Genomic DNA, 15,574 nt, shown 5'->3' on the forward strand with positions numbered 1-15,574 from the left:
ATGGTGTCCTACGCCGATGTGCGCCGCTGGAAGCCCGAAGAGCTCGAATCCGCCCACTCCGATCTCGGCAACCGCCGCAACGATCTCGTCGGGCTGCAGGACGAGCTGGACGGCGCGAAGAAGACGGACGGCTGGAGCGGTGCCGCCGCTGACGCCTCCGCCGCCGAGCACGCGAAGCTCGTCGACAGCATGCGCTCGCTGATCGCCGAGGTCGCCACCGTGCGGGTGGCGGTGGCCTCCGCCGCCGACGACGTCGCCAAGATCAAGAAGCGGATCGAGGAAGCCGACCGCGAGGCCGAGGCCAACGGGTTCCAGATCACCGACGAGGGCGGCATCCGCGACGTCGCCCCGCCGCAGGACGTGCCCGAGGACCAGCTCGAAGAGGTCAAGCAGAAGCGCCTCCAGGTCCGCAACAAGCTGATGGCCGACATCGAGAAGATCCTCGACGACGCCGAGCAGGCCGACGCCGAACTCGCCAAGGCGCTGACCTCCGCCCAGAAGGACGAGATCAAGCCGGGCGAGGGCGGCACGCTGGCCGATGCGGCGAGCACCGGCGACCTGCAGGCCCTGGCCGCCTCCGCGGGCAAGCCCGCCGACGACTCCCCCGAGGCCAACGCCGAGTGGTGGAAGTCGCTGTCCGACGAGCAGCGCGCCGCCCTGATGGAAGCCCCGCCCGCCTGGCTGGGCAACCGCGACGGCATCCCCGCCGCCGCCCGCGACATGGCCAACCGGGCCAACATCGACAACGTCCGCGGGGACCTCGTGGCCGAGCGGGACCGGTTGAAGGAGGGCGGCGTCACCGACGACGAGCAGAAGAAGCTCGACGAGATCAACGCCAAGATCGCCTCCGTCGACAAGGTCAGCGAGACCATCGGCAACGAGGAACCGCCCCGCCAGCTGCTGGTGCTCGACCCCAGCGGCGAACGGCTCAAGGCCGCGGTGGCGGTGGGCGACGTGGACAAGGCCGACCACGTCTCGGTGTTCACCCCCGGCTTCACGACCACGGTGGACGGCAGCCTCGCGAACTACGACGACCAGATGCAGGAGCTGGTCGCGAAGTCCGAACTCCAGCTGGCCGAGAGCGGCAAGAAGGGCGACGTCGCCGCCGTCACCTGGATCGGCTACGAGCCGCCGCAGTGGTCGGAGACCCACGACGTCCTCGGTGACTCGGTGGTCAGCTCCAGCTCCGCGAAGGAGGGCGGCGAGAAGCTCAACGACTTCTACCAGGGCATCAACGCCTCTCGCGACAACGATCCGCACCTCACCGCGATCGGCCACTCCTACGGCTCGACGACCACCGGCTACGCGCTGCAGGGCGGCGACCACGGGGTGGACGACGCGATCCTCTACGGTTCACCGGGCGTGGGCACCAACGACATCAAGGACCTGGGCGTCCCGGAGGGCCACACCTACCTCCTGGAGGCCAAGAACGACCCGGTGGCGGACTTCGCCCGCTTCGGCGGCGACCCCTCCCACATGGACGGCTTCACCGAACTGTCCACCGAGAAGTCCGAGCACGGCGGCGAGGTCACCGGCCACAGCAAGTACCTCAACCCGGACACCACCAGCCAGCACAACATGGCGGCCGTCGTCGCCGGCGTGCCCGAACGGGCGGTGGAGGGCAACACCGACGGGGTGGGCGACGTGATCTCCTACGTACCGCACAAGACCCAGGAAGGCATCTCGGCAGCCCAGGAGTGGGGCAGCGAGACGTGGTCGGATGTCAAGGACTTCGGCAGCGACACGTGGTCGGGCGTCAAGGACTTCGGCAGCGACACCGGCTCCAAGATCAAGGACCTGTTCTCATGAGGCGGCTCGCCCTTCTCGTCCTCAGCGCCCTGCTCGTCACCGGGTGCGCGAGCCAGCCCGACACTCCCAACGGGGGAAGCATGGAAGACCAGACCACCACGCTGCAGCAACGGCCCACGATGGCCGAGATCACCGCGCGCTACGAAGAAATGCAGCAGAAGATCCGGGACCGGTTCACCGCGGAGATCGGCCTGACACCGTGGATCGACGACGGCAACCCCGGTCAGGCCGGTTGCGGGGAGTTCCCGGACGTCCAGGAGGCGGAGAAGCACACGCTGAACCGCTGGTTGCACGAGGGGAGCATCTCCGACGACCAGTGGCCCCGCGCGCTGCAGATCGCCGATGAGGTCGCCAGCGAGTACGGCTTCGTCGAGCGGCAGGTGATCGTCGACCGCCCCGGCGACCACAAGGTCGAGATCCGGGATGCCTTCGGCGGCTGGCTGCAGCTGGGCACCAAGGTGAACACCGTGATGCAGGTCCGCACCGGCTGCCACCTGGTCTAGAGGTGACTGAGCAGTCGGGCGCGCGGGTCGTCGCGCTGGTCTTCGCCATCGCCTCGACCCTCCTCGCCATCCCGGAAGCCGCCTTCGCCGCGTTCATCGGGGTGTGGGCGGCTTCCGTCCCGTGCGAGCCCGGCGGGCCGGGCGTCTGCACGTCGATGGGCTACACGACGGCCATCGCGCTCTTCGTGATCGCGGCGGGCCCGGTCGCGCTGTGGCTGCGCGTCCGCCGCCCGGGCCCCGTCCTCACCGCGGTGGTGGTCGGCGTGCTCGGGCTGGTCGTGGCGCCGCTGCTGGCACTCGGGATCATCCAGGTCGCGGCGACCTCGATCGGCTGACCACCGGGTGGTGCGGGCCACCAACCGGCCTTCCCGGGCGGTGATCTCCGGCATGATCTTGTCCGGCAGCCCAGTCCGACCCGAGGGAGGAGCCGTGGAAGACCCGCGCAGCCTGCTCCGGCTACGGCCCAGCATCGAGGAGATCAGCGCGCAGTACGGCCAGCTGCAGCAGCGGTTGCGGGACCGGCTCCACCACGAGCTCGGGCCGCTGACCTGGGTGAAGTCCGAACCGCTCAGCCAGGCCGGCTGCGACGGCTTCCCGGACGTGCCCGAGGCGGAGGCCTGGGCGCTGGAGTCCTGGCAGGTGCCGGACAACCTGCCGGACGCGTCCTGGCCGCGGGCGGTCGACATCGTCCGGCAGCTCACCCGCGAGTACGGGTTCGGCGAGCCGGAGATCATCGTGGACCGCAGCGGCGACCACGAGATCACCGCCAACGACGAGTACGGCGCGGTCTACCGGTTCAGCACCGCGGCCCGGACGGTGCTGGCGATCACCACCGGCTGCCACCTGCGGGCCGCGGCCAAGGGCTGAGCGCCCCGCCACCCCGTGCGGGCCGCCGCCACCTGCGCCGATTACCGTTTCCGGTATGAGTGCACAGTCTCCCGATCCGCAGACCACGGGCGCCCACGGAGTGGGCCTGGCCACCGTGACCGACGACGGCACGGTGCTCGACACCTGGTTCCCGACCGTCCGGCTGGGTGAGCCGGGCCAGCCCGGCACCACGCGGCTGACCGCCGAGGAGGCCGCCGAGTCCCTCGGTGCGGCCGGTGCCGCGCTGCTCGGGCGCGACGAGGCCCGCGGGGTCGAGGTGGTCGCGGTGCGCACCGAGACCGGCCGGCTGGCCGACGCCCCGGTGGACGCCCACGACGTGTACCTGCGGCTGCACCTGCTGTCGCACCGCCTGGTCCGGCCGCACGGCCAGAGCCTCGACGGCATCTTCGGCCTGCTGGCCAACGTCGTGTGGACCAACCACGGCCCCTGCCCGGTGGAGGGCTTCGAGGCGACCCGGCTGCGGCTGCGGGCGCGCGGCACGGTCACCGTCTACGGCGTGGACAAGTTCCCGCGCATGGTCGACTACGTCGTCCCGTCCGGCGTGCGCATCGGCGACGCCGACCGGGTCCGGCTGGGCGCGCACCTGGCCAGCGGCACGACCGTGATGCACGAGGGCTTCGTGAACTACAACGCGGGCACCCTCGGCGCGTCGATGGTCGAGGGCCGGATCTCCGCCGGTGTCGTGGTGGCCGACGGCTCCGACGTCGGCGGCGGCGCCTCGATCATGGGCACCCTCTCCGGCGGCGGCAAGGAGGTCATCTCCATCGGCGAGCGCTGCCTGATCGGCGCCAACGGCGGCGTCGGCATCTCGCTGGGCGACGACTGCATCGTCGAGGCGGGCCTGTACGTCACGGCGGGCACGAAGGTGAAGCTGCCCGACGGCACGCTCACCAAGGCCGCGGAGCTGTCCGGGTCGAGCAACCTGCTCTTCCGCCGCAACTCCACCACCGGCGCGGTGGAGGTCACCGAGCGCGCCGGCGGCAAGGTCGAGCTCAACGCCGCCCTGCACGCCAACGACTGACGACGTCCCGGGGCCGGTCAGCGTCGACCGGCCCCGTTCAGTTGCGCCCGATCGGACCAGGCGGGGATCGGGGTTTTCGCTTTTATCATTGGCAATGGCCAGCAGCTGGCAGCACCGCGACCTCGCGACCGTCGTCGATCTGCCCGCCGAACCCGTGACGGCCGGTCCGCAGGCCCCCATCGCCGAGCACGTGCGAGCCGGGCTGGACGGTCGGCTGCGCGCGCTGATCGCGCATGATCCGGGCACGCGGCTCGGCACGGATCCCGAAGAACTGCACCAGATGCGGGTGTCGGTGCGCCGGATGCGCGCGATGCTGCGGGCCGCGCGGCCGTTCCTGGACGAGAGCTGGGCGGAGCCGCTGCGCGCGGAGCTCGGCTGGCTGGGCCGTTCGCTGGGCCCGGTCCGCGACCTCGACGTCCTGCTGGACCGGCTGCGCCAGGAGAGCGCCGACCTGCCCGCCGGCGAGCGCGCCGCCGCCGCCCGGCTGATCTCGGGTCTGGAGGCCGAGCACGGAATCGCCCGTGTCGAAATGCTCGCCGCCCTGGACAGCGATCGCTACCTCGGCCTGCTGCGCGCACTCACCGCCGCGATCCGCAGCAGCTCCGAGGAGTCCGATGCGGACAGCTCGCGCGAACTCCGCGAACTAGTGCTCGGCGAGTTCCGCAAACTCCAGAAAGCGGTGGCGCGGCTACCCGAATCCCCTGCCGACGACGACCTGCACGCGCTGCGCATCCTGGGCAAGCGCGTCCGCTACACCGCGGAGCTCGCCCAGCCCGTGCTCGGCGAATCGCAACAGCTGATCAGAGCGGCCCGCCGGTTCCAGGACGTGCTCGGCGAGCACCAGGACGCCTGCGTGGCCGAGGAACGGGTGCGCGACCTGCTCCACGGCTTCGGCGACGAGGTGGACGCGGCAGTGGGCTTCGTGGCGGGCCGCCTGGTCGAACGCGAGCAGGCGCGCAAGGCCGAACGCCGCGCGCAGTGGCGCTCGGCCTGGGAGGCCCTCAGCGCGGCAGCAGCCGAGGTCTGATCACTCCGCGAGGCGCTTGGCGGCTGCGGCGATGCGCTCGTCCGTCGCAGTCAGGGCGATGCGGACGTGGTGATCGCCCGCGGGGCCGTAGAAGGTGCCCGGCGCCGCGAGGATTCCCCGCTGCGCCAACCAATCCACCGTCTCCCACGCGTCTTCACCGCGGGTCGCCCACAGGTACAGGCCCGCCTGCGAGTGCTCGATCCGGAAGCCCGCCGCCTCAAGCGCGGGCCGCAGCACCGCGCGCCGCGCCGCGTACAGCTCGCGCTGCGCGCTCACGTGCGAGTCGTCGCTGAGCGCCGCGGTGATCGCTTCCTGCACCGGCCGCGGGACGATCATGCCCGCGTGCTTGCGCAGTTCCAGCAGACGCCGCACCAGATCCGGGTCACCGGTGATGAACCCGGCGCGGTACCCGGCCAGGTTCGAGGACTTCGACAGCGAGTGCACGGCGAGCACGCCGCGCCGGTCCGCGCCCACCGAGGGGTGCAGCACCGACACCGGCTCGGTGTCCCAGCCCAGCGCCAGGTAGCACTCGTCCGATGCGACCACCGCGCCCATCTCCTGCGCGGCCCGCACCGACTCGCCCAGCTGCTGGGCGTCCAGCACGCGACCCGTCGGGTTCGACGGGGAGTTCAGCCACAGCAACGCGGTCCCGGCGGGCGGCAGCTCGCCGGGCGCGAGCCGCACGACCTCCGCACCGGCGATCTTCGCGCCGACCTCGTAGGTCGGGTACGCCAGTTCCGGGATGGCCACCAGGTCGCCAGGTCGCACGCCGACCAGCGTCGGCAACCAGGCGACGAGTTCCTTGGAGCCGATGGTCGGCACCACGGCGTCGGGTTCCAGGCCGGAGATCCCGTAGCGGCGCTGCAGGGAGGCGACCGCCGCCTCGCGCAGTTCGGGCGTGCCGTGCGTTGCCGGGTAACCCGGCTTGTCCGCGACCTCCGCGAGCGCTCGCCGCAGGTTCTCCGGCACCGGGTCGACCGGGGTCCCGACGGACAGGTCGACGATGCCGTCCGGGTGGGCCTTCGCCGCGGCGCTCTGCCGGGCCAGCGAATCCCACGGGAAGCCGGGCAGCTGCGGTCCGCGGGGCCCGGACGTGGTGTCCGGGCCGGTCGCGCTGCTCATTCGCCCTGCGGGGGCAGGCTCTTGATGGGCTCGACGTCGAAGTCCTTCTTGCCCACCTTCGCCGCACCACCCGGCGAGCCGAGTTCGTCGAAGAAGTCCACGTTCGCCTTGGTGTAGGCAGCCCACTCGTCCGGCACGTCGTCCTCGTAGTAGATGGCCTCCACCGGGCAGACCGGCTCGCAGGCACCGCAGTCGACGCACTCATCGGGGTGGATGTAGAGCATCCGCCCGCCCTCGTAGATGCAGTCGACAGGGCATTCCTCGATGCATGCCTTGTCGAGCACGTCCACGCAGGGCTCGGCGATCACGTAGGTCACGGTTGCACTCCTGCTCGAAGCGTTGTCCTAGTCGCGCGCAGGAACCTCCTGCCGCGACTGCTGACAGTATCTCTCCTACCCACCCAGGACACGTACCCGGTCCCACAGCTCGGGAGCGCTGCCGACTCTACGACGCAGGCGTGAACGGCGTAAACCACTTCTGTTGAAGCCCTGTTGGAACTCCCCACGTCAGGAGCGATCCACGCCGCCGACGTGCGATGCGCCACATCCCGCTGGAGATCAGGACTTGGCGCGCTTGCCCAGGACGATGCCGAGCATCATCGCGCTCGGCAGCGCACCGGCTCCGATCAGCAGCAGCGTCCGCCAGTCGTTGCCGACCAGTACCATGTCCCCGCCGGGACCGAAGACGCCGAACGCCATCACGGTCAGGAACCAGAGCACCATCGGCGCGCCCGCGATCCGGCGGCGCGGGGACAGCCGCGCGGCCTCCGACACCAGCAGCGGCGTGGTCACCGCCGCGACCGCCGCGGTGACCGGGAACTGCACGGTGCCGATGTAGGAGGGCAGGAAGAGCAGCTCGAGCAGCGCCAGGATCACGGCATCGACCAGCAGGAAGCCGAACACCAACCGGTCCGTCCCGCTCAACGGTCCCCCACCGGTTCGGTGCCGCTGACACCGAGCCCGCCGAACAGGTCCACCTCGCAGCCCGCGGGATCACCGCTGGCCAGCACGTAGTGCTCGGTCGGCACGATGGGCTGGGCGACGCCGTTGGACAGCGCGTAGGCCGCGACGCCGGCACCGTTGTCCCACCGGTCCAGCCACACCTTGACCTGGGTGCCGTGCGCCCGCAGCGCGCTGATCTTGGCGGGCAGGTGCTCGGACACGTCGATCACGGTGCTGATCGACTCGTCCGCGACGCTGGCCAGCTCGTGCGGTTCGGGCAGCTGGAACGGCATGCCCTCGACCTCGGCCAGGGCGGCCAAGCCCTTCTCCAGCGTGTCGCGCGAAGGCACGGCGTAGAAGACGCGCTGCACCTCGGGAACCTTCGCGGCAGCGGCGACGGTCACCTCGTGAGCGCGGATGTGGTCCGGGTGGCCGTAACCGCCGTCGGCGGCGTAGCTCACGACCACCTGCGGTCTGACCTCGCGCAGCACCGCTTCCAGCGCATCGACCTGCTCATCGGCGGCGCCGGTCGCGAAGGCCCGGGGATGTGCCTCGGGCAGCGCGCTCGCCAATCCCGGCTGCTCCCAGAGCATCCCGGAGTCGCGCCAGCGCCCGATGCCACCGAGGAAGCGGTGGTCGGTCACGTGGAGCGCGGCGCAGGCCGAGCGCAGCTCGCCGACCCGGTAGCCGCCGAGCTGGTCCGCCTGGTCGGCGGCCAGGCCGCGCAGGCTCTCGGGGATGACCTCGCCCTCCTCGCCGAGGGTGCAGGTCACCACCACCACCTGCACGCCGCGTGCGGCATAGCGAGCGATCGTCCCGCCGGTCCAGAGGCTTTCGTCATCGGGGTGCGCGTGTACCAGCAGCAACCGCGGTGGGGCCGTCAGCGTCACCGGTCCAGCCTAATCTGCGCCCCGAACCACCCAACGCACGGCGTGCCCTTCTTGCCTTCCACCCGCGTTCTGCGTACGGCTGCGGAAGCCGCAGCACCCGACTTTCCGCGTCGGCGGTGGCAGCCGCTTCGGTATGCCATGGCCCGTGAGTGGTTTGGGGGGCTATAGCACCACAAACCACACACGGTCACTGACCTGCGGATTCGCCTCAGTAGCCGTCGTTGTCCGCATACGTCCCGAGCCACTGCGCCGCACTGGAGAACGGACCGGACATGCCGTGTCCCGGTTCGACTCCCTTCACCTCCGGCCGCAGCGCCAGGACCTGCGCCTGCTGGTAGAGCGGCAGCGCGACCGCTGCCCGCCACAGCACCGGCTCGACGATCGACGACGCCTCACCGAAGGGCACCCGGCCGGTCATCGCCGCGTCGATGGTCGGCTGCAGCAGCTCGTCGCAGAAACCGGCCGCGTTGTGCGGGAACGGCTGTTCGCTGTCCGCCGCCACGCCGGGACATCCGTACGCCGCGGCCATGTTCGCGGCCGCATCACCACCGGCGGGACGCGGCGCGATCGCCATGTCCACCGAGGCCGCACCGCCGGGCTCCCCCGTCTTCGGGTTGGCCGCCAGCATCTCGCCGAACAGCTGATCACCGGTCGGCGTCACGACCGTCGCCTGGATGCCCTGCTCCCGCAGCTGCCGCGCGGCCTCCTCGGCGACCCGGATGTAGGACTCGTGCTCGAAGGGCGCCGCGATGACCAGGTTCAGCGGTCGCCCATCGCGCATCCAGGCACCGCCGCTGCGCTGGTAGCCGGCCTCGTCGAGCAGCTTCTCCACCCGCGCCGGGTCGGGCTTCGCGGGGAACGCACCGGCCGGTTCCGTCGGCGTGTAGCCGGGTTCGGACGGCGCGAGCACCTGGGCGTGCGACTGCAGCTGCTCGGCGGGACCACCGCCGGTGCCCGCCTCGATCAGCGCAGGTCGGTCCAGCGCCGCGAGCACGGCCTGCCGCGTCTTGATGTCGGCCAGCGCGCGGCTGTCCGGCCGCAGCAGCACCTCCACGGTCGCCGGCCGCGGCACGTTGATCAGCTGCACGGAATCGCCGAGATCCCGCAGCGCCTGCATGGTCCCGGTGTCCGCGCCGAACACCGCGAGGTGGCTGTCGCCGCTGCGCAGCGCCTCGACCTGGCGGGCCTTGTCGATCGCGCGCAGCGCGATGCGGTCGGACTGCGCGGGCGGGCCCCAGTACCGGTCGTTGCGCTCCAGGATGATCTCGCCGCGGTCCAGGTCGATCTGCCGGATCGCGAACGGCCCGCCCGACGCCGGGTAGCCGTCGTCCAGCACCGTCGACCAGCCCCGCGGCGCGTCCCGCAGCAGGTGCGCGGGCAGCAGGTTGTTGAACAGCGACTGCCAGCCGGGGAACGGCTTGGCGAAGGTCACGTCCACCGTCTTGCCGCCCTGGCGCGAGGCCACGTCGTCGATCAGCTGGTAGCCCGCCGCGTCGGACACGCCGGGCTGCGAGCGCAGCTGCTGCCACAGGTAGACGAAGTCCTCGGCGGCGATCGGCGCGCCGTCGGACCAATTCGCCTCGCGGCGGATCCGGTAGCGGACGGTGAACTTCTCCTGGTCCGGCACCAGCTCCGCCGATTCCATCAGCGTGGTGTCCAGTTGCAACCGCCCGTCCGGGCCGGGCCGGTGGACCGACGGCAGCATCAGGCTGGCCAGCGCGGAGCTGGTCGGCGAGAGGTCGGCGAGGGTGTGCGGGTTGAACCCGCCCTCCAGCTCGTCGACCCCGACCACGACCTCCACCGGCATCGGCTGCTCGGCCGGCGCGGTGCTCGTCGGGGGCTGCGTCGTCGGGGTTTCCGACACCAGCGGCGGTGGTGGCGCGTTCGTGCAGGCAGCCACCAAGCTCGCGGTTGTCACCAGCAGGGAGACCGCAGCCAGTGGGCGGCGTCGACCCTGGGACACGCCGAACCTCCCCTCATGTCTGCTCCCCCGAACGCACCCCGGCCACCGGGGCGCCTCGCACGTGCGGAAGACGCGCGAGGGCCCTCCATGGTTCCTTCCGTCGATCGGATGATCGACACCGGGGTAGGTGCCCAGTCTGCTGGCCGCCCGCCCCAGCCGCCCGCAGAACGGCGAAATCCCGTTCGGCGCGCGGAAAACCGGTTCCGGCATTCCGGGCGATTCCGGCGACCGAAGGGGTCGCCGGAACCCGGCTCAGCTACTCGAGAGCGCAGCTCCCGTCACGAAGCGTTGTCACGCGCCTTGGCGCGGGAGCGCTCGCGGGCGCGGGTGGTCCCGTCCAGGGTCACCTTGCGGACCCGGATCGCCTCCGGCCCGACCTCGACGCACTCGTCCGCGGCGCAGAACTCCAGCGCTTCCTCCAGCGCCAGGGTCCGCGGCTTGGCCAGCCGCTCCAGCTCGTCCGCGGTGGACGACCGCATGTTGGTGAGCTTCTTCTCCTTGGTGATGTTCACGTCGAGGTCCTCGGCGCGCGGGTTCTCCCCGACGACCATGCCCTCGTAGACCTCGTTGCCGGGCTCGGTGAAGAAGCTGCCCCGGTCGGCCAGCTGCAGCAGCGCGTAGGTCGTCGCCGAGCCGGCCCGGTCGGCCACCAGCGAACCGGTGTGCCGGGTGCGCAGCTCGCCCACCCACGGGAAGTAGCCCTCGAAGACGTGGTTGGCGATGCCGGTGCCGCGGGTCTCGGTGAGGAACTCGGTGCGGAAGCCGATCAGGCCGCGCGCGGGCACCACGTACTCCAGCTTGATCCGCCCGGTGCCGTGGCCGTCCATGGTCTCCATGCGGCCCTTGCGCCCGGCCAGCAGCTGGGTGACCGCGCCCAGGTGCTCCTCCGGCGCGTCGATGGTCAGCCGCTCGAACGGCTCGCACAGCTTGCCGTCGATGGTGCGGGTGACCACCTGCGGCTTGCCGACGGTGAGCTCGAAGCCCTCCCGGCGCATGGTCTCCACCAGGATGGCCAGCGCCAGCTCACCGCGGCCCTGCACCTCCCAGGCGTCCGGCTTCTCGGTGGGCAGCACCTTCATGCTGACGTTGCCGATCAGCTCGGCGTCCAGCCGGCTCTTCACCTGCCGCGCGGTGATCTTGGTGCCACCGTTGCGGCCGGTCAGCGGCGAGGTGTTGACGCCGATGGTCATCGAGATCGCCGGGTCGTCGACGGTGATCCGGGGCAGCGGCTGCGCGTTGTCCGGGTCGGCCAGCGTGTCGCCGATGGTGATGTCCGGGATGCCCGCGATGGCGACCAGGTCGCCCGCGGAGGCCTCCGCGCACGGCACCCGGTCGAGGTTCTGGGTGATCAGCAGCTCGGTGAGCCGCACCTTCTCCACCGAACCGTCCGCCCGGCACCACCCGACGGTCTGCCCCTTGCGCATGGTCCCGGCGTGGATGCGGCACAGCGCGATGCGGCCGAGGAACGAGGAGGCGTCCAGGTTGGTCACCAGAGCGCGCAGCGGGCCCTCGGAGTCGGCGACCGGCGCGGGCACGTGCTTGAGCAGCACGTCGAACAGCGCGGTGAGGTCTTCCTCGGCGGGCAGCTCGCCGTCCACCGGCTGGGCCAGGGAGGCGCGGCCGGCGCGGGCGGAGGCGTAGACGACCGGCAGGTCGAGGATCGCCTCCATGTCGAGCTCGACCTCGCCGTCGAGCTCGCTGGCCAGCTCCAGCAGCAGGTCGTGGGCCTCTTCGACGACCTCGGCGCAGCGGGCGTCCGGGCGGTCGACCTTGTTCACCACCAGGATCACCGGCAGCCCGGCGGCCAGCGTCTTGCGCAGCACGAACCGGGTCTGCGGCAGCGGGCCCTCGCTGGCGTCGACGAGCAGCAGCACGCCGTCGACCATGGACAGCGCGCGCTCCACCTCGCCGCCGAAGTCGGCGTGGCCGGGGGTGTCGACCACGTTGATGGTCACCGGACCGGCGTCGGTCTCCCGGCGGATCGCGGTGTTCTTGGCCAGGATGGTGATGCCCTTCTCCCGCTCCAGGTCGTTGGAGTCCATGACCCGGTCGACCAGTTCGGCTCGTTCGGAGAAGGCACCGGATTGCCGCAGCATGGCGTCCACCAGGGTGGTCTTGCCGTGGTCGACGTGCGCGACGATCGCGACGTTGCGGAGATCGCTGCGAATGGGGGCGGCGACGCTGGTGGCGGACACGCGGGTACTCCATGGCTCGGCGCGGAAAGCGGGCAACGGCGGGTTCGTCGACTGCGGGCCGGGTGCGGGTGTTGCCGCAGCGCACCTTCTCGGGTGCGGGACACCTGGTCCTGACACCCCTCAGGGCGCCCTGCCGCGGCTCCACTGCGCCGCTGCTGCGGAGCTTCTTTCGGACGGCACCCCACTACCAGCGGGGCACGTGCGTCGACGCGCGGCTCGTTCCAGGGTAGTGCAACGCGGAGCGGGCCCGGCCGCCGCGTGCTCAGCGCAACACCCGGCGGCCGGTCCGCAACATCAAGTTCGCCATCCGAGCTTAGGTTCGCCTACCCTGTGCCCAACGCCGTCGGAGCACTGGAAAGAAACAACGTGGGCAAAGGCACCATCAAGGTCAAGAAGAAATGTTGCCGCTCGCAACCTCCTTGCAAGAGTTGCCCGATCGTGGCACTGCGCAACCTGCTCCGCGACGCCAAGGCGGAAGAGGTCAAGAAAGCGCAAAAGAAGGCCAAGAAAGAGGCAAAGAAAAAGAAGGCGAAATGATCTCACCACGGCGCCCGCCGTGGTCTCGGCACGCTGTTCGGGACTACTTGTGGGCGACCGGGGTCAGCGGGTCCGCGTACTTGACCAGCTCCGGGATGGTGCGCAGGGCCTGGAACTCGATGACCTCGTAGCGAACCAGCCTGTGCAGCGCGAACGGATCGGTGGCGAGGATGGCGTCGAGGCGCCCCCGGGACATCGCGCGAGCGATGATCACCGCTCCGCTGCGCGGGTGGCGATGGCCGGCCGCGATGAAATCGCCGGCGTCGTAATGCTGGGTCACCCATTCGTAATGATCTACCAACTGGGCGTCGATATCCGATTCCGGTGCGGTGTATTGCAGCAGCACTACAAACATACTTCCACGGTAACTCTTCGACTTGACCGCTGCCGATCACCAAGCGGTAACATTGGCCCGTGCGCGCAATGTCGAACACCTGGTGGGCCGTCCGAGGGCGGCCCCGCGACGCAGCGCACTGACGCACAGCACATCGGCCGCCCCACCGGGCGGCCGAGCAGTGCCAGGTCGATCCCGGTGGCGGTGCAAACCACAGGAGAGACCCATGACCCGCCTGTCCGGGATCACCCCGTCCGGCCACGTCCAGCTCGGCAACTACCTCGGCGCCGTGCGGCGGTGGGCCGCCGAGCGCGAACCCGCGGATCTGTTCTTCGTCTCCGACCTGCACGCCATGACCACGCCGCACCGCCCGCAGCGGCTCCGCGCGCTCACCCGCGAGCAGTTCGCGGTGCTGATCGCGGCGGGCATCGCTCCTGATTCGCTGTTCGTCCAGTCCGACCTGGCCGGTGAGCTGGGCGCGCTGAACTGGATCCTGGAGTGCACCTGCTCGTACGGCGAGGCCGCCCGGATGGTCCAGTTCAAGGAGCGCGGTGCCGGGCAGGACGGCTCGCGGGTCGGCCTGCTGACCTACCCGGTGCTGATGGCCGCGGACATCCTGCTGCAGGGCGCCGACCAGGTCCCGGTGGGCAGCGACCAGGACCAGCACGTGGAGCTGGCCCGCACGCTGGCCCGGCGGTTCAACTCCTCCTACGGCCAGGTCTTCGCCGTCCCCGAGGCGGTGGTGCCCAGGACCGCGGCCCGGGTGCGCGACCTGGCCGATCCGGGCCGCAAGATGGAGAAGTCCAGCCCGCAGTCCCCCGGCGTGGTCTTCGTGCTCGACGAACCGGACGTGATCCGCCGCAAGTTCCGCCGCGCGGTGACCGACGGCCTCGACCGCATCCGCTACGCCCCGGACGACCAGCCGGGAGTGGCGAACCTGCTGGAGATCCTGGCCGCCTGCACCGGCACGAGCCCGTACACCGCGGCCGGATCGGCCACCACCTACGCGGAGCTGAAGGAAGCGGTGGCAGAAGCGGTGATCGAGGAGCTGAGACCGCTGCGCGAGCGCACCTCGGAGCTGCTGAACGACCCGGCCGAGCTGGAGCGGGTGCGAGCGCACGGCGCGAAGCGAGCCGCCGACCGAGCCCAGCCGCGCCTCCAGGCCGCCTTCCACGTCACCGGCCTGCGCTGAAGACACCGGAGAGCTGCCTCCGGGCGGGCACATCCCGCTCGGAGGCAGCCTCCACCTGCCCATTCGTTCACTAGTTCGAGTTATTCGCCTTGCGAACGCCTGATCGACATCGGGAACCTGGGACGCGTGATCGGTTGCTTCGACGTCCCCACCGGTTCCGTCATCGCGAGGAGGAATCCCATGCGCTTCCAGTCGGCTCCGCCGCCGCTCTTCAGGTGTTGGTCAGCAGCTGCCGGAGGGAGTGGACCAGGACCTGGTCGGCGTCGAGCCAGTCCAGGTCGGTCAGCTCGTCCGCCGTGACCCAGCGGACCTCGTTGTGCTCCACGGCTTTCGGGATCGCTGCCGGGTCCGCCAGCTCGGCCGCGTGGATGCGCAGCAGCATCCCGTTGTTGAGCGGGACGTCGGTGCCGACCCGGCCGGTGGGCCGCACCTCGACGGCCAGTTCTTCCCAGCACTCCCGGACGACCGCGGTCGGCTCGTCCTCACCGGGTTCGACGCGTCCGCCGGGCAATTCCCAGCGCCCGGCGTCCGGCGCGGGGTAGCTGCGCTGCTGCGCCAGCAGTCGTCCCTTGTGGACGATCGCGGCGCCGACGACGATCGAGCGGCTCGCCCAGGACTCGGCGAGTTCGCGGACCGCGTCGATCCTGGCGGCCAGCGCGTTCAGCACGAAGCGGCGGCCGATCGCGACATCGGCCAGCCGTCCCAGCGGCCCGAACGGGGTCGTCCAGTGCAACGAGTCGGTCAGCAGCGTCCGGGGTCCGGCCGCGGCGAGCACCGATTCGTGCCGCAGCTCCGGCAGCGGGCCGGACACCAGCACGGAACTCAGCGCGTCGGCGTCGGCGCGCACGATTCGAGTGGTCAGATCGAGCGGAAGGCGGGCGATTCGCGTGTGGAAGACGAGCTCATCACCGGGCACGAGCAGTGCGGCGGGACGAGTGGCGGCGCGGCCGCGGACTCCGATGCCCGCCAAACCGACTTCGGCGGTTCGCGTGTGCCGCAGCGCGGCTCCCACCGTGGCGACAGGTGCCTCGATCAGTCCGGTGCTCCGCAAAACCGACACGTGCACACATCTTGCCCGACCCGGTACGGCCGATCACGACCGCCTCGGCTCCACGCGGTGTTCGCGGTCACCGCGCGGGGAGCGGCGGACGG

The 15,574-nt window shown here is 71.0% G+C and carries 16 protein-coding genes; 8 read left to right on the forward strand and 8 right to left on the reverse strand.

What is annotated here, in order from left to right:
• From ATL45_RS07905 to ATL45_RS07930, 6 genes are all read left to right on the forward strand, one after another.
• Complete coding sequence (locus ATL45_RS07905; RefSeq protein WP_093153013.1) at positions 1–1,809, forward strand: alpha/beta hydrolase; 1,809 nt, start codon at positions 1–3, stop codon at positions 1,807–1,809.
• The gene (locus ATL45_RS07910; RefSeq protein ID WP_093153011.1) at positions 1,806–2,312 is read left to right on the forward strand and encodes an LppA family lipoprotein; all 507 of its coding nucleotides are present in this window, start codon (positions 1,806–1,808) and stop codon (positions 2,310–2,312) included. Before ATL45_RS07905 ends, ATL45_RS07910 begins: the two co-directional genes overlap by 4 nt.
• Before the next feature lie 2 nt (positions 2,313–2,314).
• The gene (locus ATL45_RS07915; protein ID WP_093153008.1) at positions 2,315–2,647 is read left to right on the forward strand and encodes a hypothetical protein; all 333 of its coding nucleotides are present in this window, start codon (positions 2,315–2,317) and stop codon (positions 2,645–2,647) included.
• Positions 2,648–2,699: 52 nt separating this feature from the next.
• Positions 2,700–3,179 (forward strand): LppA family lipoprotein, encoded by a 480-nt coding sequence (locus ATL45_RS07920; RefSeq protein ID WP_093153476.1) that lies wholly within the window; start codon positions 2,700–2,702, stop codon positions 3,177–3,179.
• A gap of 55 nt (positions 3,180–3,234) precedes the next feature.
• Positions 3,235–4,221, forward strand: a complete 987-nt coding sequence (dapD, locus tag ATL45_RS07925) for a 2,3,4,5-tetrahydropyridine-2,6-dicarboxylate N-succinyltransferase (RefSeq protein WP_093153005.1) — start codon at positions 3,235–3,237, stop codon at positions 4,219–4,221.
• 94 nt (positions 4,222–4,315) lie between these two features.
• Positions 4,316–5,248 carry a CHAD domain-containing protein gene (locus ATL45_RS07930; RefSeq protein WP_093153003.1) on the forward strand — a complete coding sequence of 311 codons (933 nt, stop codon included), beginning with the start codon at positions 4,316–4,318 and terminating at the stop codon, positions 5,246–5,248.
• Here the strand turns inward: ATL45_RS07930 and dapC are convergent, their stop codons facing one another.
• The 6 genes from dapC to typA form a co-directional block, all read right to left on the reverse strand.
• Positions 5,249–6,370 (reverse strand): succinyldiaminopimelate transaminase, encoded by a 1,122-nt coding sequence (dapC, locus tag ATL45_RS07935; protein WP_093153000.1) that lies wholly within the window; start codon positions 6,368–6,370, stop codon positions 5,249–5,251.
• Positions 6,367–6,687: a ferredoxin gene (fdxA, locus tag ATL45_RS07940; RefSeq protein WP_093152999.1), complete on the reverse strand. Its 321-nt coding sequence runs from the start codon at positions 6,685–6,687 to the stop codon at positions 6,367–6,369. Before fdxA ends, dapC begins: the two co-directional genes overlap by 4 nt.
• A 240-nt stretch (positions 6,688–6,927) precedes the next feature.
• Positions 6,928–7,293 (reverse strand): hypothetical protein, encoded by a 366-nt coding sequence (locus ATL45_RS07945; RefSeq protein WP_093152996.1) that lies wholly within the window; start codon positions 7,291–7,293, stop codon positions 6,928–6,930.
• A complete protein-coding gene (gene mshB, locus ATL45_RS07950) occupies positions 7,290–8,201 on the reverse strand; it encodes an N-acetyl-1-D-myo-inositol-2-amino-2-deoxy-alpha-D-glucopyranoside deacetylase (RefSeq protein ID WP_093152995.1) in 912 nt (303 codons plus the stop codon). The genes ATL45_RS07945 and mshB overlap by 4 nt, the downstream gene beginning before the upstream one ends.
• Before the next feature lie 208 nt (positions 8,202–8,409).
• On the reverse strand, positions 8,410–10,164 hold the full coding sequence (locus ATL45_RS07955; RefSeq protein WP_170210198.1) for an ABC transporter family substrate-binding protein: 1,755 nt from the start codon (positions 10,162–10,164) through the stop codon (positions 8,410–8,412).
• A gap of 278 nt (positions 10,165–10,442) precedes the next feature.
• Positions 10,443–12,359 (reverse strand): translational GTPase TypA, encoded by a 1,917-nt coding sequence (gene typA / locus ATL45_RS07960; protein WP_093152992.1) that lies wholly within the window; start codon positions 12,357–12,359, stop codon positions 10,443–10,445.
• A gap of 330 nt (positions 12,360–12,689) precedes the next feature.
• Between typA and ATL45_RS38345 the strand changes: the two genes are divergently transcribed.
• Positions 12,690–12,896, forward strand: a complete 207-nt coding sequence (locus tag ATL45_RS38345) for a hypothetical protein (RefSeq protein ID WP_143121643.1) — start codon at positions 12,690–12,692, stop codon at positions 12,894–12,896.
• A gap of 43 nt (positions 12,897–12,939) precedes the next feature.
• Here the strand turns inward: ATL45_RS38345 and ATL45_RS07965 are convergent, their stop codons facing one another.
• On the reverse strand, positions 12,940–13,251 hold the full coding sequence (locus tag ATL45_RS07965; protein ID WP_093152990.1) for a YciI family protein: 312 nt from the start codon (positions 13,249–13,251) through the stop codon (positions 12,940–12,942).
• 205 nt (positions 13,252–13,456) lie between these two features.
• Between ATL45_RS07965 and trpS the strand changes: the two genes are divergently transcribed.
• Positions 13,457–14,422 carry a tryptophan--tRNA ligase gene (gene trpS / locus ATL45_RS07970; protein WP_093152987.1) on the forward strand — a complete coding sequence of 322 codons (966 nt, stop codon included), beginning with the start codon at positions 13,457–13,459 and terminating at the stop codon, positions 14,420–14,422.
• A 211-nt stretch (positions 14,423–14,633) separates the two neighbouring features.
• On the opposite strand, the gene ATL45_RS07975 is transcribed toward trpS, so the two are convergent.
• A complete protein-coding gene (locus ATL45_RS07975; RefSeq protein ID WP_246025223.1) occupies positions 14,634–15,482 on the reverse strand; it encodes an NUDIX domain-containing protein in 849 nt (282 codons plus the stop codon).
• Positions 15,483–15,574 lie beyond the last annotated feature (92 nt).

The organism is Saccharopolyspora antimicrobica (assembly GCF_003635025.1).
Classification (GTDB): Bacteria; Actinomycetota; Actinomycetes; order Mycobacteriales; family Pseudonocardiaceae; genus Saccharopolyspora; species Saccharopolyspora antimicrobica.

Excerpts from the sequence above, each read along its gene's own strand:
- ATL45_RS07905 (WP_093153013.1), top strand. The coding sequence starts at position 1 with ATGGTGTCCTACGCCGATGTGCGCCGCTGGAAGCCCGAAGAGCTCGAA.
- ATL45_RS07910 (WP_093153011.1), top strand. The coding sequence starts at position 1,806 with ATGAGGCGGCTCGCCCTTCTCGTCCTCAGCGCCCTGCTCGTCACCGGG.
- ATL45_RS07920 (WP_093153476.1), top strand. The coding sequence starts at position 2,700 with ATGATCTTGTCCGGCAGCCCAGTCCGACCCGAGGGAGGAGCCGTGGAA.
- dapD (WP_093153005.1), top strand. The coding sequence starts at position 3,235 with ATGAGTGCACAGTCTCCCGATCCGCAGACCACGGGCGCCCACGGAGTG.
- ATL45_RS07930 (WP_093153003.1), top strand. The coding sequence starts at position 4,316 with ATGGCCAGCAGCTGGCAGCACCGCGACCTCGCGACCGTCGTCGATCTG.
- dapC (WP_093153000.1), bottom strand. The coding sequence starts at position 6,370 with ATGAGCAGCGCGACCGGCCCGGACACCACGTCCGGGCCCCGCGGACCG.
- ATL45_RS07965 (WP_093152990.1), bottom strand. The coding sequence starts at position 13,251 with ATGTTTGTAGTGCTGCTGCAATACACCGCACCGGAATCGGATATCGAC.
- trpS (WP_093152987.1), top strand. The coding sequence starts at position 13,457 with ATGACCCGCCTGTCCGGGATCACCCCGTCCGGCCACGTCCAGCTCGGC.